Raw genomic sequence first — 21,358 nt, 5'->3', positions numbered from 1 at the left:
TCAGGGCACCGCATTGCCGATACCGGTGACGGAGAAGGCCGCACTCGACACGATATTCAGGAATTTCTGCAGATCGACCGCCGGCGCATTGGAGACATAGATGACATCGCCGTCGCGCACGCCGAAATCCTGCGCGGTGAACAGCGCCGAACCCTCGCTCATGTCGAGGCGATAAACCGTAGGCACGCGCCCGTCGGCGGTATGCCGCGCGGTCTCCGCGATCGAGGGGGGAAGCACGCCTGCGTGCTCCATGCGAAAGAGGAACACGCCCCTCAAATCGGCGCGCTCGTCCCTGAGGCCGCCGATCCTGCCCAGCGCCTGTGCGAGCGAGATGCCACCGCCCTCGAACGGTATTTCCGCATTCTGCCCCACCGCGCCCAGCGCGATGAAGCTGTAGGGTTGAAAGATCGCGGTGAGCACATCGCCCGGCTGCAGCGTGACGTTCTGCGCCGGATCGCGAACGATCGTGTCGAGCGGCATGGACGCGGTACGCCCGCCGCGCGTCATTTGCATGGTGATCTTGCCCACCGGCTGCCGGGTTCCGCCGGCCGCGGCAATCGCGTCGAGCAATGTTTCCCCCCGCGCGGTCAGGGGCAGCCGCCGGGTCGCGCCGACCTCACCGATGACCGTCACCGCCCGGCTTTCGTTCTGAACGATCCTGACCACGGCCTGTGGCGCGTGCGCCTTGCCCCACAGGCGCCGTTCGATCGCCGCGGCGACCGCGCGGGGCGTTTGCCCGCGCACCGCGACGGTCCCGGCGAAGGGCACGGCAATCGCCCCATCCTCGCCCACGACCTGTTGCGGGATGCCGACATTCTGTCCCGGCGAACTGCCGATCGGCGTGCCGGGCGCGGTCACGCCGAACAATGTGGCGGGCGGTGCCTCCCATATGGCGATATCGAGAATGTCGCCGACCCCGATCGTCGTATCGCCCGGCTGCGCATTGCCGAACACGTCGGAAAATCGCTGCGCCTCGACAAACGCGGCGGTGCGCCTTGCGCTGTTCTCGTTCAGCGGGACGATCACGATCTGGCGCTCCGCGGCGCCGGATTGCCCCGCCTCGACGATCGCGTCCGGCGAAGGTCCCGACGCGCCAAGCGTGGAACACCCGGAGATGACGATGGGAAGACAAGCGGCGAAGGCCCGCGCGCGCAGGTTCATCAAGAAACCCTTTCGTATAAAGAGGCAAGACGCACGCGGTAGCGTTCGGCCGAGAACAGCTCCGCCTGCACCCGGCCTTTTGCCGACAATTCGGCGCGAAGATCGGCGTCGGCGTCGAGTATGCGAATGCCCTGTGCGATTTGTGCGGTGTCGTAAGGGTCCACCTGCCATGCGGCCTCCCCCGCCACTTCGGGAAGCGATGCAGTGTCGGAGCACAAGACCGGCGTGCCCAGAGACATCGCCTCCAGCACGGGCAGGCCGAACCCTTCGTAAAGCGAGGGGAACAGCGCCGCCTTCGCCCCGCGGATCAGGCTGACGAGCAGGCTGAACGGGGCGTAGGGCAATTGAATGATGCGCCCGCGCCGTGTGGCCTTTGCGCCGCGCTCCCTGCGCGCCGACAGCGTATCGAGGAGTTTCAATTCCTCTTCGCTGCGCCAGGCCCGTGCGCCCACGATGACGAGCGGCGTCGTCACCCCGCTCGCAAGATAGGCCTCGACCATGCGGCCGACATTCTTCTTTGGCTCGATTGAACCCCAGAACAGGAAATAATCCTTAAACCCTGTATCAAGGGCGCCCTCGACCTCGCGCGCGACGGCGTGTTCGGCCTTGACACGATAGTGATCCGGAATGTCGACCGATTGATAGGTGTTGGTGATACGGTCGGGCGCGACGCCTGCAAGATCGATGATGTCGCGGCGCGAACATTCGGACACGGTGACGATATGGTCCGCCCGGCGCGCGATCCGCCGGATCAACGAGAGATAGCGCCGCTTGTTATCGAGCGTGGTATAGGGCAGCCGCAGCGGCACCAGATCGTGCAGCGTGTAGATATTGACCGCCCCCGGCACCGTCACCGGCAGGGGATAGGTCCAATGCGCGATATCGGGCGCGTCCTGCGCATCCGCCATGCGCACGGGCGTAAATTGCCCCCATGCATGGTAACGGCCATGCGCGCGGCGAAAGACATCGGCCGCATTATAGAGCGCATCGTGCGCGGGCAGCCGTGCATCGAATTGCCGTCGCAACACCTGCCCGCTCAGGAGAATGCGCCGCGCAAGGGTCGCGCGGGGGGACAGGATCGCCGCCCCATCGCGCAGCGCGCCACGCCGGGCGCGCGAATGTTCGTCGAAAAACGCAATTTCCTGCAACAGGGGGTCGCGCGACGGTGCGGCGCCATTGCCATACAGAACCGATACCCGGTGGCCGAGTTGCCCCGCCTCTCGGCACAAGTTGCGGGCATAGGTCGCCACCCCGGTGCCCTTTTCCAGGCTGAGATTATATCCGTCGATCAGAACATGTTTCATCGGTCCAACGCCTTTCGCGTCATGGGCCAGTCGCGAAAGGCATCGGCCATCACAGGTTCCGGTGCATTCTCATCCGGCCCGATCATTTGCTCGACACGCTGCTCACCGGTTGCGGGCGGCATGTGCGCAAAGGCGAGAACCCGGATCGCATCCTTGTGAACGAAGCCGGTTGGCACGGGACGCGCGCCCGACCGTTCCGCGTTCTGTCCACCACCGACCATCGCGGCGGCCAGCGCATCGCAGCTGCCATGGCGGCGCAAGAGGTCGCACAACACATCGTCGGACAGTCCGGTTTCGCCCCTTATGAGCCAGGCCAGCGCCTCCGCATCCGCGCGGCCCGGAACCTGCGCGCTGGCGGCCGTCTTTGCGTAGGGGTGGATAGGCCACGCATCCGGATCAGCGCCGCCCTGCGCCACGGTGAAGCGCAGGAATGCGTCCACATCCGCCGCAGGTTCGCCCAGCGCGCATGCGGTACGATACGATATTTCCGCCCGCGCAAACGCCCCGCTTTCCTTTGCCATGTGAGCGTGTTGCACCCAATAGGAACGCTGAAACGGGTGGAGCGCGAGGGCGGCGGCGTAATGACGCTCCGCCTCCTCCCACTTGCCCGCATCCCGCGCCCAGTCGCCGTCGCGCACCAGCATGCGGAACTGCTCGTCCGCCAGCGCGCGGTGCTGCGCCACTTCGATAAGGGCGGCACGGTCCGGTGCGGCACCGCGATCGACCGCAGATGGCGCATTGAGGCCGATGACGTCGCGAAACCGGTCATAGGCCACGTCGAAATCGTCGAACAACGCCAGCCTTCCACCGTGAAGAAGGGCGAATCGGTTGCAATGATCGCGCAGATAGCCGGGATCGTGGGAAATCAGCACCATCGCGCGGTCGCCCCGTTTGCGAAACAGCTCGTCATTGCAACGATCGTGAAAGCGCGCATCGCCCACCGCGCCGATCTCGTCGATCAGGAAACAGTCGAATTCGATGATCATCGATATCGCAAAGGCCAGCCGCGCCCGCATTCCCGACGAATAGGACCGCACCGGCTCGCGCAGATAGGACCCCAGTTCCGAAAAATCCGCCACGAACGCCAGATTGCGTTCGAAATCCTGTGCATAGATCCGGCTGATGAAGCGGATATTGTCGATGCCGGACAAGGTCGGCTGTAACGCGCCGCCGAACGCCAGCGGCCAGGATACCGACATCTCCCGTTCGATCCGCCCCGCCGTGGGCCGTTCCGCCCCACTGATCAGGCGGACCATCGTGGATTTGCCCGCGCCATTGCGGCCCAGAATGCCGAGCCGCTCCCCCATGCGCAGTTCGAACCCGACCTTGTCGAGCACCACATTGTCGCCCGACCGGGTGCGGTAGATTTTTGTCACGTCATCGAGCCGGATCATTCGGGCACCACCCGCCGCGCGACCCAGCGCGTGGTCATCAACGCAAGAAGCGTCAGCACAAGACAGAACGGCACGACATAGCCGAGATCGTAATGGGCGGTGATGCGCGTGCCGAAGAAACCTTCGCGCACGATCTCCGTCCCGTGGACCATGGGGATGTAAAGCACGTATTCGCGCGCCACCGGCGGAAGCGCATCGACCAGAAACGCCGCGCCCGACAGGGGAAAGATGAGATAGGACGCCGGGTGCCACAGCTTGTCCACCAGCTCGCTTTCATGGCTGAGCGCGCCCAGGAATATCGCGAGGGCCGCCCCGATCCACGCGATCAGCAGCCAGCCGCCGACCACCTCCAGAATGTTGCGCGGCGGATCGATCGACCCGATGGCGATGAACAGCAGCGACAGCCCCGCGAACGAGATCGTCGCCCCCCCGAATTCGAGCAAGACACGGGCCACATAGATGTCGAGCACGCGAATATTGCGGTGATAGAGCAGCGAAAGATTGCTCCACAACGCCCCGATGCAGCGTCCCGGCATGTTGCGCCATAAAAGCACGCTGGAATATCCGGTGAGCGCAAAGGCGACGATGGGCAGATCGCTGCCGTGATACGCCTCCGCCGCGGTCCACAGCGCCGCCACGCCCAAAGTGAACAGCATCGGTTCGACGAACAGCCACAGAAAGCCGATATTGTGGCGGCCATAGCGGGTCAGCATTTCACGCAGGAGCAGAGCCTTGAGCACGCGGCCCTGCACGCGCCAGCTGCCCGGCGGGATGGACGATGACGAGGACACGGGGTTTGCCACGATCAACCCTCGCGATGTTCGCGCACGCCCGCCAACAGCACGGTCAGTATCCCCCATGCGAGCAGGCCGAGCACAAATACCGCCAGCACCCCGCCGATCCGGCGCGGGCGGATCGGATAGTCGGGCAGGCTGGGCGGGGCGATGCGTTCGACATAGGCCCGCTTGCCCCGCGCCTCGGCCTGTGCATCGCGGAGCGACACCATCGCGGCGGCCAATTGCTTGGCGGCAAGCTCGCTGTCGAGTTGAAGCACCTGATATCGGGCGCCCGCCGATGACAGCGAGGCGCGGCTTCCCGCGACGCCCGACCGGCGCCGCTCTATCTCCCGGTTCAGCGTTTCGACCTGGCTCTGGAGATAGGGAATTTGCGGGGCCTGGGGCGTGAACTGCCGCAACTGGTCGAGCTGGCTTCGGGCGGAAATCATCTCGTCTTCAAGCCGGGCGATGCTTTCGAGCCGGGCGATCGCTTCCTTTTCCGGGTCGATGATACCGGTGCGGCTGCGATAATTGGCGAGTTCGACCGCCGCCGCGCGCGCCCGTTCCTGCGCCTCGCGCGCGTCGCTTTCGGCCACTTCCAACGCGTCGGCACGTGCCCTTCCCGACAATCGGTTGACCAGGTCTTCGGAGCGTTCGAGCAGGCGTTCGGCGATGCGCTGCGAATCCTGCGGCCCGAACGCGCTGACCCGCAGATGCAGAACCTGCGTCGTGGGATCCGGTTCGAGTTCCACCTTATCGAGGTAATAATCGAAGAACCGTTCCTGATTGGGGGGTAGAAGCCCGCCGAACCGATCGAGCAGGAAAATATCGCCAGCGGTGTAGGCCCGGCTCAGAAGACCATCGCGGTTCGCGTCGTCGAGAGCGCTGCGCGATTCCAGATATTCGATGACCGCGTTGCTTTCCTCGCTCGCCCCGCCGATGCCGCTGCCGCTCAGCATCTGGCCGAGCGAGGTTGCCGCCACCTTTGCCGGGCTGCGCACGACGAACCGCGCCTCGGACACGTAGATATCGCTGGCAAGGAATGCGAAATAGACGAACGCCAGCACCGTGGGAACGACCACGGCGGCAAGGAACAGCGGCGCCAGGAAAAATGGCCGGGGCTGGGTCAGATGAAAGGGCACGTATCGGTCTCGGTTCAAAAGGGGTGGCCGGTGGGGAGGACGGCGGTGCGAGGACCGATCCCGGCGCGATCGGCGGGCGGGTTTGCAACGGCGCGCGCGGCGATCATGGGCATCCAGCGCTCCAACGCATCGAAATGATCGGTCCAGCGGGTCGGGCGATAGGCGCGCAGGGCATCGACATGACGTCTGCGAACATCCGCATCGGTATGGAAGGCGGCGATCCGCGCCTCCCACGCATCGCGGTCGCCGGGCGCGATCAGGCAGGCCAGACCCTGCCCCACCTCGCGCAGCGCGGGCAGATCGCTGGCGATAACAGGCACACCCTGCGCCAGCGCCTCGGCCATGGGCAGGCCGAACCCCTCGGCCAGGGTCGGCATCAGAATTGCGCGCGCATTGCGCATCAACGTCGCAAGCCGGGCGTCGTCGCAATGTTCGAGGATCGTGATATGGCCGCCCGCGTGGCCCGACATGGCAAGACTGCGGCGAAACGCCTCCCCCCCATGGCCGAACCGCCCCACCACGATCAAATGCGGCGCCGCCGTGCCGAAACGGGCACGCAGCCGTTCCCACAGGTCGAGCAGCAACAGATGGTTCTTGCGGCTTTCGATGGTGCCGACGCACAGGAAATGGTCTCCGCTCACATCAACCGACGGCGACGTGCCGGCAAGCGGCGCGCCAGCCAGCGGCGCAAACAGGATCGGCGGCGGCGTCAGGTGCCAGAGCGCGGCCTGTTCGCGCAGGTCGTTTTCGACCGCGGCGCCGCCGACGATGATCCCCGACCCGTGCAGTAACGCCATGCGAACCCGTTCGGTATGACGGCGCACCGCGTGGGGACGGCAATGTTCGGGAAAGCGTATTGGGATAAGATCGTGGATCAGGTAGATCGCATGCAACCCGTTTCGCCCGGTCCATGCGACATGGGCCGGAAGGTCGAAATCGGTGTGACCCACGTTGAGATAGATGCCGCCGCCAACATCGACGTGCGATTTTGCCAGACATCTGCCGATATGCATGGCGATACGACCGCGCGGCGGGCGGGGCCGATCCTGTGCCAGCAATTCGAACAGGCGCGCCGAACCTTGCTCGTCCCACATCCGCACGACGCCGCGATGTTGCACAACCGCCCGCGCCCGCCCCCCGAAATGGCGAAGATATTCAAGGCTCACGCGGTCGATCCCGTTCGCGGGACGCCCGCTCCAGCGCAGTGCCACGAGCCGTGTCACATCGAACAGCAACGGGACATCACCGCCCATGCGGTTCGGGGATCTTTGCGATAACATCGAAACCCATGACGGAGACGGCTCGCGAAAGCCTTGATTCCCCGCCGCGAAAACCGCGCCATGCGCACTTCCACGCTTGGGATTTATGCGCCCGCGCACCCTCCGCGCAGGGCGTGACGGTTCGGCCACGCGGCCATTACGCGGGTGACCCATCTGCGCTCTTGCACCCATGCATCATGTCTCATAATGCGAATGGATGTGCGAAGCGGGTTCGGTCCGACGACGACGATCGATATCCGCGCGGGGGTGGGCGTGGCGAACGGTCGATGTTCGGGTCGCAAGCGAATGAAAGTTGGCGGTGGCAAACTCCGGTCATCCTCATAACGAATTGAAAGCGGTCTTCATTGCGCAGCGCGAGACGATCCTGCGCTTTCTTCGCGCGCGCGGGGCCGGCGACGATGCAGAGGATGTGCTTCAGGATGTCTGGCTCAGGATCGATCGGGCACAGCAGGTGCCGGTGGGCACACCGCTCGCCTATCTCTACCGCGCCGCAAACTCGGTCATGATCGACCGGTATCGCTCCCGGCGGCAATCTTCGCTGCGCGAGGCCGCCTGGGCGGAAAGCCAGACGGGCGGCGATTTCGCGGCGGGCGGTGCCGTTTCCGTCGAACGGATCGTCACCGGGCAGGATTTTGCACGCAAGGTCGAAGACACGCTTTCCACATTGCCGGAAAGAACCGCCGCGATTTTTCGCCGCAGCCGCGTCGACGGCATTCAACAACGCGTCATCGCCGAAGAATTCGGCATCAGCATCAGCACGGTCGAAAGCGATCTGCGCGCGGCCTACCGCGCGTTGAGCGATTTGAAAGAGCATTGGAATGAGGATTGATCGGGGGGACTCCGTCTAATGGCAGGAGCGACAATCTATGACGATCGATGACACGGTGCGGAACGAGGCGGCGGCATGGGCGGTCCGCACGGTCGAGGACGACTTCGACGATTGGACCGCGTTCACCGCGTGGCTCGAACAATCGCCCGACCATGCACGCGCCTATGATTTGACGATGGCGGCGGCGGCCGATGGCGCGCAGGCTGTTGCCACGGAGCCGCGGTCGCGGTCCACCGCACCGGGATCGGTGTCGCACCCGCTTCCGGCCAATGACTTCGAACCCGTTTTCGATCATGCTCCGCGCCGCTGGCTTGGCCCGGCGATCGCGGCTTGTCTGGCTGTCGTTGCGGCGCTGTGGCTGTGGCAATCGTTCGACAGGGCCACCGTCTATCGCACCGAGGCGGGCGAGATGCGGAACATCGCGCTTGCGGATGGCAGCACGATCCGGATGGCGGGGGCAACGCGGCTCGTGCTCGACGCTGGCGAACCGCGTCATGCCCGGCTCGAACAGGGGCAGGCCGTTTTCGATATTCGCCATGACGAGGGCAATCCCTTCGAGGTCGAGATCGGCGGCGCACGTCTCGTCGATGCAGGCACGGTTTTCGAGGTGAATGTCCGCGACGCGGAGGTCGACGTCGCCGTGGCCGAGGGAGCGGTCATCTACGACCCTGCGGGGCGGAACGCCCGGATCGAGGCCGGTCAGACACTCGTCTTCGCCAGGGACGGAAATTCGATCCGAAGGGGCAGCGTGCCCGTCGCGCAGATCGGGGAATGGACCACGGGACGACTGACGTTTCAGAATGCCCCCCTCGCCCGCGTGGCGGACGATCTTTCCCGCGCCACGGGACATGTCTATCGGGTCGGGCGCGGTGCGGACGGCCATGTCGTTTCGGGAAGCGTCACGATCGACCCGCTTCGCAGCGATCCTGCTTCGGCGGGCCCGCTACTCGGCCTGAACGTGCGGCGAGAGGGCGATATTTGGTTGCTCGACCGGATATAGTTCATGCGGCACGCGCCCGCCCTCATCGCGATCGTCGCCGCCAGTTCTGCCGTCCCGGCACACGCGCGCGAACGCATCGTCGACATACCGCCGGGCACCGCCGCGCAATCCGCCATCGCCCTCGCACGGCAGATCGATGCAAGCATCGTCGTGACAGGCTCCAGCCTTTCCAACCGGCGCATCCCGCGCATCCGCGGCAGGATGAGCAGGGAGGCCGCGGTCCTCCGCCTGGCCGAGGCGGCGGATGCGCACGCGATCCGCATCGGTTCGGCAAGCTGGCGGCTGGAGCCGCGGCCCGCCCGCCGCGCCGCGCCGCGCACCGCTGCGCGCCCGCCGCAGCCCCGCCCGGCGCCCTCCCGCATGCAGCCCGCCCCGACCCGATCTCCCCCGATCATCGTGACGGCGACGAAGCGCGACCTGCAGTTCCTCAATACGCCCGTTCAGGTTTCGCTTCTGGATGGCGAGGAGCTGACGATGGGCGGCACGGGCGGCACGGAGGAAATCACGCAGCGTGTGGCGACGGTTTCCTCCACATCTCTCGGCAGCGGCCGCAACAAGCTCTTCATTCGGGGGATCGCGGATTCCAGCTTCACCGGACCGACGCAGGCCACCGTCGGCCAGTATTTCGGCGATATCCGGCTCAGCTATAATGCGCCCGACCCCGATCTTCGCCTGTCCGATCTCGACCGCGTCGAGGTGCTCGAAGGGCCGCAGGGCACGCTCTACGGTGCAGGGTCGCTCGGCGGGATCATCAGGCTGGTGCCGAACGCGCCGCAATTCGGCATCGCATCGGGAACCCTCGCGATGGGCGCCGCCGTTACCGCCCACGGCGCGGGGAGCGGTGATTTCGCCCTCGTGGCGAACCTGCCCGTCATCGACGACCGGACCGCGCTGCGCGTGACACTCGATGCGATCAGCGAGGGGGGGTATATCGACAAACCGTTCCTGAACCGCGAGAACGTGAACCGCACGTCGATCCTTTCGGGCCGGGCCATGATGCGCCGGGAAATTGCCGAAGACTGGTCCGTGGATGTCATCGGCATCGGCCAATTCACCGATGTCGCCGACAGCCAGTATTCGATGCGGAACCGCCCCGGTTACGATAGCGCCGCCCGCGTCGAGGAAGGCTCGAACGCGGAATATCTCCACACGCAAACGGTTGTGGAGGGAACGCTTGGCGCGACGCGTCTGCGCTCCTCGACCGCCATCGCCACTCAGAATCTGGAGGAACGTTACGACGCGACCATGCCGGGCGAACCGGACCGATTGTTCGTGCAAAGCAACGATACGCGGATGATCGCGCATGAAACGCGCCTGTGGCATCAGGCCGAGAACGGCACAGGGTGGCTTGCGGGTTTCAGCGTGACCGACAATGAAACCACACTGCGCCGTGCGTTGCAGCAGCGTGCGTTCCGCAATGCGACCGCGGGTGTCACCAATGCGGTGACGGAGGGGACCGTCTATGGCGAAAAATCCTTCGCACTGCTCGACAGGCTGATCGGGACCGTTGGCGCACGCTACACCATCGCGCGCCTGGCCGGTGGGGCGGAGGATATTTCCCCCGAACTCGCCCTGACGGCCGAACGCGCCCAGATCACCGTAAGCCGTAACCAGTCGGCCTTTCTCCCATCGGCCTCACTGCTGGCAAAGCTGACGCCGAAGGACAGTGCCTACATTCGCTATCAAGAAGGGTTCCGGCCGGGCGGGCTGAGCATCGAGAACGAGTTCGTGCGCCGGTTCCGCCGCGACGATACCGCCACGGTGGAGATTGGGGCACGGCACGGGGAACCGGGCCGCGGCCCCTTCGATTTCGGCATCAACCTGTCCTATACGCGGTGGAGCGATATCCAAGCCGATTTCATCGACGCGTCCGGCCTGCCGAGTACCGCCAATATCGGCGACGGCCGCGTATGGAGCGCAAGCGGATCGGGGAGCGTGAGGCTCGGCGAAGGTCTACGGATGAATGGCGGGGCCACCGTCAACAGAAGCCGGATCGACGAGGCCTATTTCCTGCCGGCGTCAGCCACCCGCCATGTCCCCAATATCGCGGCATTCTCGGGCCGGCTGGGCCTTGAGTTTTCCCGGTCGATCGCGACGCGGCTCGACCTCGATGCGCGGCTCTGGGGCAGCTATGTGGGCAAGTCCCGGCTTGGGATCGGGCCGGATCTCGGCGATCTGCAGGGGGATTATTTCGATAGCGGGTTGATCGTGCGTGTGCGTTCGGACGACATCGCCGGGACGCTGTCGATCACGAACCTGACGGATACGCAGGGTAATCGCTTCGCCTTCGGAACGCCGTTTGCCGTGATCCGCGCACAGGAAACACCTCTGCGCCCGCGAACGTTGAGACTGGGCGTGAATTTCGCCTTCTGACGGGATCGTAGTGGCTGCAAATGATGATCGGATGCACAACGCTTTCCGTTTTGTAGACGGTGCCATTCTCCGGCTATTCGTCAGACCATGAGGTTACACCACTGGCGCCCTTATGTCCGCGGCGAACACCGGACCAAGGCGATTCCACCAAAGCCGGTTCGTTTGATGCAAATATCGATCCCACGGTCCGACGATACATCTTCCACGTTCCGCAGCGAAAGCGGAAATCAGACAAACGGGTTTGCGGGTTTCTTGCCGCGAGCAAGGCATACGTTTCCCCTGCCCCGTGCCGCACGGTTTGCCACAGTTACAATCGTTCTGACAGTGCTGTGCCGGGTTATGCAGGAGCAACGCGCGGTCTTATTGCACGCCTTGCCCAACCAGCCCCAAGTTCAGATCGTCGTTCTCTGCGTTCGTGAATTTGGGGGTCGGCCTCGCAGGAGCTTTCTCGCCTTCGTAGGTTATGCGATAGATCAAACCATTCTCGTCGTCAGAGAGATACAGCGCGCCATCCGGCCCTTGCGCCATCCCTGCGAGCCTGCCCATCTGACCCCAGCCGGTCGGGCTTTCCGCGTCCTCCATCAGAAATCCGGTTAGGAACGGTTCCATGCCCACCGGCTGGCCGTTTTCGAAATCCACCCGCAGCACCTCAAAACCCGAGGGTGGCTGACGATTCCAGGAACCGCGTAGTGCGACGAAGGCGTCGCCCCGATACTCGCCAGGCAGCGCCCCCCGGCCATCGAACGCCAACTGCATCGGCGCGGAATGAGGTGTATGCAGCCCTATCGGCTCGACACTGCGGGCCGCGTATTCGGAAAAACTGCTATCGGGCGGAACGTCCTGCGGATTGAAGCGCGACAACGCATAAACATACGGCCAACCATAACGTGCGCCTTCCGTAAGACGGTTGAACTCCTCGTGCTGCTCATTGTCTCCAAGCCAATCGATTCCATGGTCAAAACCATAAAGCTGCCCCGTTCCCGGTGCAAAACCATAGCCGATCGTATTGCGTAGACCCGATGCGAAGATGCGACGATCGCTGCCGTCGGGATTGAGCGAAACGATCGTCGCATTCTCGTCATCGGTCTCGGCGCACGCGTTACAGGTTGAGCCAACCGACACATATAATCGATTATCCGGTCCCATTACGACCATGCGGTTGGGATGCTGACCTCCTGCCGGGAAGTCGGTCGCAATCGTTTCCAGTTTACCCAGAGTGCCATCTTCCTCGCGAACCGCGCGGTAAAGATCGTTGACGGTCATCAGATAAACCGTATTTCCGACAACTTCGATACCGTGCATTCCCTCCTTTTGCGCAACGATCTGCTGCACATCCGCCACGCCGTCCTCATTGGTATCCCGCAGCATCAGCACATCACCTTGCGTGCGCCGCGTGAGATAAAGCGTGCCATCGTCATGCACTCGCATCATGCGCGCATTCTTGAGGTCTCGCGCAAAAACATTGATCGCGAAACCCGGTGGCAAGGCCAGCTGCGCCATACGCTCTTCGCTCCATTCGAGAGGGATGGGTTTGAGCACGTGGCCCGTTATTTCCACTCCCTGCCGACCTCGATCCTCGGCCGCCGCGGGATCGCTGCTCCCTGCTCCCGCCTGCGCGAAAACGGCAGTGGGTATGGTAAAGGCTATCGCGACCGATAATGTCATTGGAAGGCGCATGAATGAGGGCTCCGGAAAAATTCGTTCGCTTGTCAAACCGTGGCGGGAGGCCGGGGTTCCCCGACACCTCGCATGGGAGCAGTCAGTTGAATGCAAACCATTCCCGGCTTTGCAGGGTACGCCCTTCCCAACCTATTCGTCGGACCAGGGTTTTGTTACTGGGGTCGGGGAGCTAGGCGATGCGTCTTGGATGTTTGACGTTCGCCGAGGTGACGTTCGGAATTATAAGGATGCGTTTACTGAGACGGATTTCGGTAGCGACTTCATTTGCCTGAAATCTCGAAACGGATTTGCTGGTTCTTGGCGCGGGTCATTCGCCCCCGCTACCCTGCACCCACCTTGGTTCTGACACCCCATGTCCATCAAACGGTATATGCCCAAAACCGCGGTGACACCATTTCGGCGCGAGAGCGTTGGGACGGTATGAAGCCTGTTACACCCGATCCCGTCGGCCCAGGTCAGGAGAGCGTTTGGAGCTATCCCCGCCCTGCCATCGCCGAACCCACCGCTGTCCATATTCAGATCGTGTTCGGCGGTCAGATCATAGCCGATACACGGCACGCAATTCGCACGCTCGAAACAAGTCACCCGCCCACCTACTATCTCCCGCCCGATAGCATCGAAGCCAGCGTGCTCGAAGACTCCGGCGGTACGAGCTTCTGCGAATGGAAAGGCATGGCCCGATACTTCGACGTCATCGCGTGCGCAGAGCGGCGAGAGCGCGCGGCCTGGTCTTACCCCGACCCGACGGCATCGTTCGAGATCCTGCGCGACCATGTGGCTTTCTATCCCGGGGCGATGGATGCCTGTTATGTCGATGGTGAACGGGTGACGCCGCAGCCGGGCGATTTCTATGGAGGCTGGATCACCTCATCCGTGGCCGGTCCGTTCAAGGGCGTTCCGGGCAGCCGGTTCTGGTGAAAACCGATCCCCTCGTCACGCCGGACGGACGCTATGTCGTCGTACGGGGGCGGTTATGGCGACGCTCCGACCCGCGGCTGTCGGATGCGCAGCGGCAGGAACTCGTCGACCGATTGATGAATGCCCGCCGGGCTGTGGGACGGGCGTTGCGTTGCGATGGTGGGAACTTGTCCGATGCCCGTGCGCAGGTCGATGCCGCCAAGACCGCGCTGGGTGAGCGGGGGCCGGTCTAGTGGTCCGACGGCGCGCCCGATCTGACGCGCCGCATGGCACGTAACACCATATACGCGGACTGGTATGCGCAAAAGGCGGACCAGACATAAGCGAAAGGCATCGTTTGCCGGTCGGTTCGTTCGACAGGGTCGCCGATGGAGGCCGCATTGTACTTGGCGCATGACCGCTCCACCCACTGATTTCACGTGCGACAGCGGTTTGACAGATGACTGATGTCAGGCCAGCGTCGATTGATGTGCAATCTGTATCGCATGACCAGCGCCGTTACAGAGGTGGCCGAAATGTTCGGCGCCGCAGCCCCGCATGGAAGCAATGTCAGCGGCGAGATCTACCCCGCACAGCGGGCTTGGCCTACGATGGCGATGGCCTGCGTTCCAAGGGTTGGGGCTTTCCGCTGACGCTTAAAGGCAAGCAGGGACAGCCCTTGAAGCCGAAGCCATTGAATAACACGCGCGCCGACAAGCTTGGCAGCGGGTTCTGGAAAGCGAGCTTTGTCAATCGCCGGTGCCTGATACCGCTCAATGCCTTTGCCGAAGCGGAAGGCGCCAAGGGCAGCAAGACGCGCACATGGTTCAGCCTGCCCGACCAACCGGTTTTTACAGCCGCCGGCATATGGCGAGACAGCGCGGAATGGGGCCGGGTCTATTCGATGGTGATGACCGATGCCTGCATCGCGGTAGAGGACATTCACGATCGTTCGCCAGTGCCGATTTCGCCAGGCAACAGGACGCTCCGGCTTGCAGGCGACCCCGAAGAGGCGAAGGCGCTATGTGCGCCTTACAGGGGCGAAATGGCCATCGACCGAACCCAAACGCCTTGAACGCGCAAATGACGCTGTTTGCCGCTCCTATCAGTCGAAATGGAGCTGGTTGACAAGGATGGGCTGTTGATTTTTTTGCGCCCTGTCCAAACCTTGTTATTGTTCCATGCGTATGACCGCTGCGACATATGGCGATAGAAAAGCGGTCAGTCCGGAAACGACCCAATGCTGCCGTTCCGATTGCTTGCACAAATCCCCTAAACCCGTCATTCTCGCTGAATTACAGGAGGGCGCAAATTGCAAATCAAATCGGTCATCTCTCGCAATTGGTTTTATGCGCTTCTTCCGGTCTGCCTTCTTGCATCGTGGGGTTTTCGAACCACCCACCCTTGGGACGCGCAACCCCAGCTTGGTGAAGCCGTCACCCTTTTCGATTGGGTTGTTTTCGTCCCTCTGACTTTCGCGATTTGTTATCGAAGCATGTCAGGACGAGCTCTGACGCTTCGCGTCCTGGCCTTGGTATGTGGTGGAATCTGGTTGGCTGGAAAGCTGGTCCCGTCAGATGCCCAGAACCTGTTGCTTGCCATCAGTCCGATGCGTTGGATTGGCTTGTCGGTGCTGATGCTGGTCGAAGTGGTCGCGTTCGTGGCAATTTTGGGCGTGGTTTTTGGGGCGAAGCCGGACCCTCGCGTCCTAGAAGAGCAAGGCATCCCACCCATCGTAGCGAAACTGATGATCGCCGAAGCAAAGCTCTGGCGGTGGCTTTGGGGCTGTTTGACCAAAAAGTAGCTCCTTGCTTTAAAACCTTCTGGTCCGCTTCCCCCATTCCCGCCATAACACCGTAGATTGGCCAATCCAAAAGCTGCCGTCGGCAGGCGCATCATCTGCCGGCAGATCATGCTCCGGGGTGAGATTGTCCGCTTTCGTCCTGTAAATGACGCAAACGAACATTTCAGGAATTGCCGGACGTGTGGCCTTTTTTCCCGCAGCTTCGTGTGCCCGCACGTTTTTTCCAGCGCAAATATCCGGTCACGAACAATACGAACGGCAACAGACCTGCAAGGAATGTGACGATCCGTCCGGGGAGGCCCAGGCCCGCCTCGGCGTGGACCGTGTGCAGCCAATTGGTGATGCTGCGCCCTGGCGAGGCTCGCCGCGCATCGACGATGTGCACCACCGCGCCGTTTGACGCGTCAATATGGACGTAGCTGTGCGGAAAGCGGTAACTGGGATCGCCCGCGACCTGCATTCGGAACCGATAGGTCGCGCGCGCGGCGCCCGGTGTCTCGATCCATGCGAGCCGCGCTCCGGGCAAGGCGGCAAGCGCGGTCGCGATGGCCCGGCTGGGCGCGATGGGCTGGCTGCCGGCTGGTGTGGGCGGGGCAACGGGCGCCGCGGGATCGGCTACCGTCAGTCCCGCCGCGTCCCAGGCCGAATCGGTTTGCGCGGGAAGCTCCAGCATGATTCCCGTGCTTGTCAGCAGGATCAGTAGCCCAAGCCCCATCAGCCCAGCACCCTTGTGCCAGTCGCGCAACGCGCGCTGAGGATGGCCGCGCAGCCGAAAGCGTAACGCTTTCGCCCAATGAACCCATCGGCCACCACGCCCACAACCCGCTCGCCAACAGGGCCAGCATGGCAAAGCCCAGCCAGCCGACAACTTCGCCAGCGCTCTCGCCCAGCAGCAAGCGGTAGTGAAGGTCGTAGACGAAGGTCACGGCGTATTCGCCCCAGTAATCGCGCCGCAGAATGCGCGACCCGTCTTGCGAGAGCCACACCATCATCGGCGCGAAATCCCGGCCCGCCGTTTCCGCCGGATCGTAGTAGCGCGCCGGGATCGCGCCGGGGGCATCGGTCACTTCGAAGTGCCACGGCCCAGCCTTATCCGGATAGGCCGCACGAACCGTACGCAGCGCGGCGTCCCAGTCGGGCGGGGTGTCACTCCCCGCCGCGATCTCGGGATTCAGCAGCGCGTCGATCTCCGGATAAAATACCAGCGCCGATCCGGTGAGGCCGAGCAGGACGAACAGCGCGCCAACGCTCAGCCCCAGCCACAGATGCGCGAGGCGCACCGTCCGGCGCAGGCCGCGCCCCTCGATCAGCCGCGAGGGGGCGCCCGTGCCGCGCATCAGAACCGCGTCCGGATACTGGCGAAGGCGCTGCGGCCCTCACCCGGGCTGTGGAGCGTCTGCGATCCATCGAACCAGACATATTCGTTGTAATCGCCCATCAGGTTGCGCACCGTCAGGCCCAGTGCGAACCGGTCGGTCAGATCGTATGTCGCGGTCGCGTCGCACAGGGCGGACCTGCCCCAGCGTCCCTCGGCATTGGCGGTGGTGAGGAAATAGTCGGACTGCCCGGTGGCAATCATGCCTAGAAGCAGGCGAGCGGTGGCGCCATACTCGGCGCCGGCCGACCACAGCCAGCCGGGCACGTGATCCAGCGCATTGCCCGCCAGTTGCGGCGAGGCGGGATCGGGTGTGTCGATCCTGGCCTCCTGCCAGGCGAGCGCACCCCATAGCGACAGGCCGGGCAGCGGGCGCAGATTGCCCTGTACATCCACGCCGCGCCGGTAGGTTGCACCGACATTCTCGAAATCGCCCAAGGGATCGTTCAGGCGCCGCGCGATCTCGCCTGTCGCACTCTGCTCCCAATAGGCGGCGCGCGCCTCGAAAACCTTGCCACGCCGCCACGCGATGCCCGCTTCGAAACCTTCGTTGACTGAGGGCGCGAGGTCGCGCGTGCGCGGCGCAATCAGATAGGCGCCCGAACCGAGGCCGATCTGGAACGTCCGCCCGTAACTGCCATAAAGCGTCAGATTGTCGCTCGGCAGCACCGCGATCGACAGCCTGGGCTGTTCGATCGTACCGTAATCGTTGATCGGCGCGGTGGTGCGGTTCAGTCGGTTCTCGAAATCGCCGCCCACCCAATCGACGCGGTACGCGGGCGTGATGCGCAGCCAGCGGGCCGGTTCGATCTCCGCCTGCACATAGATGCTACCGGTGCTGAGGCCGAACTGCTGATCACGGGTCTGCCGGTCGAGCCGGCGTTCGGTGGTCAGCCAGCGAAGCGAGCGATTGTCCTGCCATTCGATGTCACCGCCCACCTGCACGGCCAGCGGGATGCCGATACCAGTCGTTTGCCAGCGCAGCGAGGCGCGAAGGCCGAATTGATCCTCCCGGGTCAACCGCCGTTGCTGCTGCGCGCTGGCGGAAAACTTGACGAAGCGATCTTCGCGCACGCGATTGTGGTAGCCAAGCGCGTTCGCCGAAAGGCCTTGTGCAAGACCACTCTCCAGCGTCAGCGCATATTGCCGAAGGTCGCGCGTGCCCCCGTCGGTCGCGTTGAAACTGTTGGTCTGGCGCGGGTCGGCGCGGCTCGCGGCAAAGGTCAGATAGCCCGGTTCCTGCACCTCGGCTTCGTAATAGCGCGCGACCGCGCCCAGTGTGACCAGACCGATGTCGGCGCGCCATTTCCCGCCAAGGCTCAACCGCTCGCTCTCGCTGTGCTCGCGATAGCCGTTGCTGTCGCGGTAGCCCGCAAAGTAGTTCTGCGTGACGGCGCGGGTTTCCAGCCCGACCGCAGCCTGCGCCTGCACGGTCGCGAAGCTGCCGGCCGAAACGCGCGCATCGATGAAGGAGCCACCGGTGCGCGTCAGGATGTTGGCGCTGCCTGCGATATTGTGCAGGCCGTAGCGCGGATCGGACGTGCCACGCACCACTTCGATCGTGCGGATATGCAGCGGGAACACCGCGTCGATGAAGGGCATGTTGCCGTTGTTCTCGTTCGACGGGACGCCGTCGATCAACAGCTTCACCCCGTTGATCGTCCCCTCGCCATTGAAAGCGCGGAACGAGAACTTGCCGCCCGTGGTGCCTTGATTGAATTCCGTCACCTGCACGCCCGGCATCTGGCCGACGAGTTCGTAGACATTTCCAACATCGGAGCGCTGCGCGATCTTGGGATCGAGGCGGTCGACCGAGGTAAGAATGGTGTCCGGCAGGTCGGACCGGCCCCGCGCGGTGACGACGATGCTGTCGACCGAAAAGCTGGTGTCGGCACGGCGGGTATCGTCCGGCCGCGCTTGAGCCGTTTGCGCGGACAGGGACGAAGCAAGCGAGGCGAGCACGAGCGTCGTGCTCGCACAGATACGATAAGGCATGGGTCATCCTGTTCGGGATCGAGATTGGGAAAACGGGCACGATGACGCGTGCATCCCGAACCGGATTGGCCCCGCCACCGGCAATCGCGGCGGCAGGCACGACCGGGCGTCTCTCAGGGTGACGGCAGGGCCGCCCGCGTCAGGCGGGCAGCGGGGGCGCTCTCGACGGAGGCTGCCAGCGCAGCGCGCGCCGGATCGCCATTGGCGGCAGCGGCCGCAGCCACAGCAGCATGACGAAGGCGATCGCCGCCATCAGCAGATCGACATCCGCACCGGCGAGCGACGCCATGGTCAGTGCCGTAAAGAGGCACTTCTGCTGCTCGGCATGGCTGCCGTCCGCATGTCCGCTTTGGGAACCGGCCGCGTTTTGGCGCGCCTGCGCATCCGCATGTTCGCTGCCGCGCGCGGCGTGGCGCATACTCGCATGCATCTGCCCATCCGCCTGATCGACGTTGGAGACGGGCAAGACGGCGACAGTGCCCGAACAGATTTGCAGCCTAAGGCCCTGTGGCCCGCTAGTCAGCATATATCCGGCCGGAACCGCTATCTTCACGGCAAAGGCGCAGAGGACGAGGAAGAATGCCAGGTCGCGAAAGCGCAAGATCAGGTGGCGAATGCGGTCCATAGCGCAGGCGCATTTAGCCTCGATCGAATATCAAGTCACCCGGCTATGTGGCAGGCAAGCCGATAAGAGGCGGCCTGAGATAAGCCGTGGAACTGCTGCCGTCACCGAATGTCCGGGCGGATTTCGTGCGTCTTAAAAAGCTCAAACATTGGATTTTTGCGTAAGCCGCGTTTTGCTTGATTGCCGACATCATGGAACGCTTTGCATTCGAAGCTACCCGCAGTCCGCTTCGAGCAGGCGCCGAAAACGTAAAGAGGCGCGCTAGGCTGGAAACGAACAGCCGATAAAAAATAGAAACGAAATGACCCGCGTCGATTTTCTTTCGGCACAGACATTCGAGGCGGTCGCACATGAATAGCCAGATGGTGGCATGCAACGGCGTCCCAACCGCGCAAAAATCAATGATGACTTAAAGGGAGGAGGTCTATCGAAGAGTTGCGGGACAAGCGGCGAACGCTATTCCCTTTTTTGCATAGACCATGACACAACGCGGATCCAATGAGGTCGGCCCGTTGGAACGGTATCCTCTGCCCGGTCGACGAAGCAACGTGGACAAGCCGCCAACGATAGCCTGGAAACCTCACATATCGGGCTTCGCAAGGCACTTCGGCAGATTCTCGGCTCCAGCCGCGCCGCTCTTCGTTAACGCAATTCGAAATTGGTCGTCAGCGTGCTATTGGCGATGCATGGATGACGCAGGACCAGCGCGGCGCGGCCCCCGGGGTCAGGTTGACAAGGGCAGCGCCTATTTCGGGGCGTTGGGCATGGAGGTCGCACATTTTGCGCCGCTGTGGCATTTGCTCAAGATATCGCAATTGCTGGAAACCGAACTGAACCGGATCTGTGCCCGCTACCAACTCAGCATGGCCGACTTCCATCTGCTGTGCGCCTTGATGATGGAGGGGAGCAGACCGCCCGCGCGACCGATCTAGCGTTTGCGCTCAACGTGTCCGATGCTACGTTATCGATAAGGATGCGCAGACTTTCCGCCGTCGCGATGATCGAGCGGCGGCAAAGCCCTGACGATAAGCGGGCGCAGCTTCTTACCATCACGCCCACGGGGATCGAGGCGGTGCGAAGCGTCGCCCATGCGATCGAAAACGATGCAAGCTTCATATCCTGGTTTCGCCGCATTCCGGATAAGGACCGGGAGGCCTTGGCCCGCATCCTCGGCGATTTTCACGCCTTCCTCAACAGGGGGTTTCTTCCGGTTACCCGCCGCGGATGATCGGCGGCTTTGGCGCGTGTCGGACATTCTGCATCAACCGTTGCCGGGCTCGACGCCTTCGACAATGAACGCCTGATATTCCCCGGCCTTCAAGCGATGGGGCAGAGCTTCTTGATAGGACGGATGGTCATACCATGCGCGCGCATCGTCCACGCTGTCGAAACGCAGCATGACGACTCCGTCGGGTGCCTGCCCCTCCAGGGCTTGAACATCGCCGTAGACGACGAGCGGTTCGAGCGGGACCGATGGTGGTTGCAGCCTTGTGCGCCGTTGATACTCGGCAAGGGCATCCGCATCCCGAACCGGTCCGATACGACTGACGATGAGATAGGCGGCCATAGTTTCCTCCGTTGGGTTCGGGATAGATGCCGTAGAAGGCGAGCCTTTGCAAAAGCACGTTGGTTAATGCCCTAACCCGTCGTATTCACCAAACCGGTCCTAAAGGGTTAACGGGAGTGGCCTAAGCCTCTGATCTGAATTAGGAACTGGGTGTCT

The 21,358-nt window shown here is 63.4% G+C and carries 20 protein-coding genes and 2 pseudogenes; 9 read left to right on the top strand and 13 right to left on the bottom strand.

The genetic code is table 11. The annotated features are described in order from the left end of the window. Genes K4G67_RS13410 through K4G67_RS13385 form a run of 6 tightly spaced genes read right to left on the bottom strand, consistent with a single transcriptional unit; the run spans position 1 to position 7,030 of the window. Complete coding sequence (locus tag K4G67_RS13410) at positions 1–1,161, bottom strand: polysaccharide biosynthesis/export family protein (protein WP_239806867.1); 1,161 nt, start codon at positions 1,159–1,161, stop codon at positions 1–3. Continuing rightward, the gene (locus K4G67_RS13405; protein WP_239806866.1) at positions 1,161–2,465 is read right to left on the bottom strand and encodes a glycosyltransferase family 4 protein; all 1,305 of its coding nucleotides are present in this window, start codon (positions 2,463–2,465) and stop codon (positions 1,161–1,163) included. The genes K4G67_RS13410 and K4G67_RS13405 overlap by 1 nt, the downstream gene beginning before the upstream one ends. Beyond that, positions 2,462–3,859 (bottom strand): ABC transporter ATP-binding protein, encoded by a 1,398-nt coding sequence (locus K4G67_RS17685; protein ID WP_338026437.1) that lies wholly within the window; start codon positions 3,857–3,859, stop codon positions 2,462–2,464. Before K4G67_RS17685 ends, K4G67_RS13405 begins: the two co-directional genes overlap by 4 nt. Next, positions 3,856–4,662 carry an ABC transporter permease gene (locus K4G67_RS13395; protein WP_239806865.1) on the bottom strand — a complete coding sequence of 269 codons (807 nt, stop codon included), beginning with the start codon at positions 4,660–4,662 and terminating at the stop codon, positions 3,856–3,858. Before K4G67_RS13395 ends, K4G67_RS17685 begins: the two co-directional genes overlap by 4 nt. A 2-nt stretch (positions 4,663–4,664) precedes the next feature. Beyond that, a complete protein-coding gene (locus K4G67_RS13390) occupies positions 4,665–5,777 on the bottom strand; it encodes a KpsE/RkpR family capsule polysaccharide export protein (protein WP_239806864.1) in 1,113 nt (370 codons plus the stop codon). A gap of 14 nt (positions 5,778–5,791) precedes the next feature. After that, the gene (locus K4G67_RS13385; protein WP_239806863.1) at positions 5,792–7,030 is read right to left on the bottom strand and encodes a glycosyltransferase family 4 protein; all 1,239 of its coding nucleotides are present in this window, start codon (positions 7,028–7,030) and stop codon (positions 5,792–5,794) included. A 355-nt stretch (positions 7,031–7,385) separates the two neighbouring features. Here K4G67_RS13385 and K4G67_RS13380 point away from each other — a divergent pair, with 355 nt between their 5' ends. The 3 genes from K4G67_RS13380 to K4G67_RS13370 are packed head-to-tail and all read left to right on the top strand — an operon-like array spanning position 7,386 to position 11,259. After that, positions 7,386–7,886, top strand: a complete 501-nt coding sequence (locus K4G67_RS13380; RefSeq protein ID WP_239806862.1) for an RNA polymerase sigma factor — start codon at positions 7,386–7,388, stop codon at positions 7,884–7,886. Between the two features lie 37 nt (positions 7,887–7,923). Beyond that, positions 7,924–8,886, top strand: a complete 963-nt coding sequence (locus K4G67_RS13375) for a FecR family protein (protein WP_239806861.1) — start codon at positions 7,924–7,926, stop codon at positions 8,884–8,886. A gap of 3 nt (positions 8,887–8,889) precedes the next feature. Continuing rightward, positions 8,890–11,259, top strand: a complete 2,370-nt coding sequence (locus tag K4G67_RS13370; protein WP_239806860.1) for a TonB-dependent receptor — start codon at positions 8,890–8,892, stop codon at positions 11,257–11,259. A gap of 108 nt (positions 11,260–11,367) precedes the next feature. On the opposite strand, the pseudogene K4G67_RS17780 reads toward K4G67_RS13370, so the two are convergent. Continuing rightward, positions 11,368–11,486: pseudogene (locus tag K4G67_RS17780) on the bottom strand (IS6 family transposase); the annotation flags it as partial. Positions 11,487–11,619: 133 nt separating this feature from the next. Further along, entirely contained in the window at positions 11,620–12,936 is a 1,317-nt protein-coding gene (locus K4G67_RS13365; protein WP_239806859.1) for a PQQ-dependent sugar dehydrogenase, read from the bottom strand. Between the two features lie 423 nt (positions 12,937–13,359). Between K4G67_RS13365 and K4G67_RS13360 the strand changes: the two genes are divergently transcribed. The 4 genes from K4G67_RS13360 (at position 13,360) to K4G67_RS13345 (ending at position 15,640) form a co-directional block, all read left to right on the top strand. Then, positions 13,360–13,857, top strand: a complete 498-nt coding sequence (locus tag K4G67_RS13360) for a DUF427 domain-containing protein (RefSeq protein ID WP_239806858.1) — start codon at positions 13,360–13,362, stop codon at positions 13,855–13,857. Next, a complete protein-coding gene (locus K4G67_RS13355) occupies positions 13,854–14,090 on the top strand; it encodes a hypothetical protein (protein ID WP_338026436.1) in 237 nt (78 codons plus the stop codon). The genes K4G67_RS13360 and K4G67_RS13355 overlap by 4 nt, the downstream gene beginning before the upstream one ends. Positions 14,091–14,296: 206 nt before the next feature. After that, positions 14,297–14,911, top strand: coding sequence for an SOS response-associated peptidase family protein (locus tag K4G67_RS17680; RefSeq protein ID WP_338026435.1), 615 nt, complete (start codon positions 14,297–14,299; stop codon positions 14,909–14,911). A gap of 237 nt (positions 14,912–15,148) precedes the next feature. After that, the gene (locus K4G67_RS13345) at positions 15,149–15,640 is read left to right on the top strand and encodes a hypothetical protein (protein WP_239806856.1); all 492 of its coding nucleotides are present in this window, start codon (positions 15,149–15,151) and stop codon (positions 15,638–15,640) included. Positions 15,641–15,803: 163 nt separating this feature from the next. Here the strand turns inward: K4G67_RS13345 and K4G67_RS17575 are convergent, their stop codons facing one another. The 4 genes and pseudogenes from K4G67_RS17575 to K4G67_RS13330 form a co-directional block, all read right to left on the bottom strand. Beyond that, entirely contained in the window at positions 15,804–16,385 is a 582-nt protein-coding gene (locus K4G67_RS17575; protein ID WP_275588893.1) for a PepSY domain-containing protein, read from the bottom strand. An 88-nt stretch (positions 16,386–16,473) separates the two neighbouring features. Continuing rightward, positions 16,474–16,977, bottom strand: a pseudogene (locus K4G67_RS17570) (PepSY-associated TM helix domain-containing protein); the annotation flags it as partial. After that, entirely contained in the window at positions 16,977–19,010 is a 2,034-nt protein-coding gene (locus K4G67_RS13335) for a TonB-dependent receptor (RefSeq protein ID WP_239806855.1), read from the bottom strand. The pseudogene K4G67_RS17570 and the gene K4G67_RS13335, both read right to left, overlap by 1 nt. A 139-nt stretch (positions 19,011–19,149) precedes the next feature. Further along, a complete protein-coding gene (locus tag K4G67_RS13330) occupies positions 19,150–19,476 on the bottom strand; it encodes a hypothetical protein (protein WP_239806854.1) in 327 nt (108 codons plus the stop codon). A gap of 845 nt (positions 19,477–20,321) precedes the next feature. On the opposite strand from K4G67_RS13330, the gene K4G67_RS13325 reads away from it, so the two are divergent. Together K4G67_RS13325 and K4G67_RS13320 are read left to right on the top strand one after the other, a co-directional pair. Then, positions 20,322–20,567, top strand: coding sequence for a hypothetical protein (locus K4G67_RS13325; protein ID WP_239806853.1), 246 nt, complete (start codon positions 20,322–20,324; stop codon positions 20,565–20,567). Continuing rightward, positions 20,519–20,863 carry a MarR family winged helix-turn-helix transcriptional regulator gene (locus tag K4G67_RS13320; RefSeq protein ID WP_476695958.1) on the top strand — a complete coding sequence of 115 codons (345 nt, stop codon included), beginning with the start codon at positions 20,519–20,521 and terminating at the stop codon, positions 20,861–20,863. The genes K4G67_RS13325 and K4G67_RS13320 overlap by 49 nt, the downstream gene beginning before the upstream one ends. Before the next feature lie 33 nt (positions 20,864–20,896). Here the strand turns inward: K4G67_RS13320 and K4G67_RS13315 are convergent, their stop codons facing one another. After that, complete coding sequence (locus tag K4G67_RS13315) at positions 20,897–21,202, bottom strand: DUF1330 domain-containing protein (protein WP_239806851.1); 306 nt, start codon at positions 21,200–21,202, stop codon at positions 20,897–20,899. Positions 21,203–21,358: the final 156 nt, after the last annotated feature.

Origin of the sequence: Croceicoccus hydrothermalis (assembly GCF_022378335.1) — a bacterium.
In the GTDB taxonomy this organism is placed as follows: Bacteria; Pseudomonadota; Alphaproteobacteria; order Sphingomonadales; family Sphingomonadaceae; genus Croceicoccus; species Croceicoccus hydrothermalis.
This window is presented reverse-complemented; position numbering and strand designations above follow the sequence as displayed.

Excerpts from the sequence above, each read along its gene's own strand:
- K4G67_RS13410 (WP_239806867.1), bottom strand. The coding sequence starts at position 1,161 with ATGAACCTGCGCGCGCGGGCCTTCGCCGCTTGTCTTCCCATCGTCATC.
- K4G67_RS13405 (WP_239806866.1), bottom strand. The coding sequence starts at position 2,465 with ATGAAACATGTTCTGATCGACGGATATAATCTCAGCCTGGAAAAGGGC.
- K4G67_RS17685 (WP_338026437.1), bottom strand. The coding sequence starts at position 3,859 with ATGATCCGGCTCGATGACGTGACAAAAATCTACCGCACCCGGTCGGGC.
- K4G67_RS13385 (WP_239806863.1), bottom strand. The coding sequence starts at position 7,030 with ATGGGCGGTGATGTCCCGTTGCTGTTCGATGTGACACGGCTCGTGGCA.
- K4G67_RS13375 (WP_239806861.1), top strand. The coding sequence starts at position 7,924 with ATGACGATCGATGACACGGTGCGGAACGAGGCGGCGGCATGGGCGGTC.
- K4G67_RS13370 (WP_239806860.1), top strand. The coding sequence starts at position 8,890 with ATGCGGCACGCGCCCGCCCTCATCGCGATCGTCGCCGCCAGTTCTGCC.
- K4G67_RS13365 (WP_239806859.1), bottom strand. The coding sequence starts at position 12,936 with ATGCGCCTTCCAATGACATTATCGGTCGCGATAGCCTTTACCATACCC.
- K4G67_RS13360 (WP_239806858.1), top strand. The coding sequence starts at position 13,360 with ATGAAGCCTGTTACACCCGATCCCGTCGGCCCAGGTCAGGAGAGCGTT.
- K4G67_RS17680 (WP_338026435.1), top strand. The coding sequence starts at position 14,297 with ATGACTGATGTCAGGCCAGCGTCGATTGATGTGCAATCTGTATCGCAT.
- K4G67_RS13335 (WP_239806855.1), bottom strand. The coding sequence starts at position 19,010 with ATGCCTTATCGTATCTGTGCGAGCACGACGCTCGTGCTCGCCTCGCTT.
- K4G67_RS13325 (WP_239806853.1), top strand. The coding sequence starts at position 20,322 with ATGGATGACGCAGGACCAGCGCGGCGCGGCCCCCGGGGTCAGGTTGAC.
- K4G67_RS13315 (WP_239806851.1), bottom strand. The coding sequence starts at position 21,202 with ATGGCCGCCTATCTCATCGTCAGTCGTATCGGACCGGTTCGGGATGCG.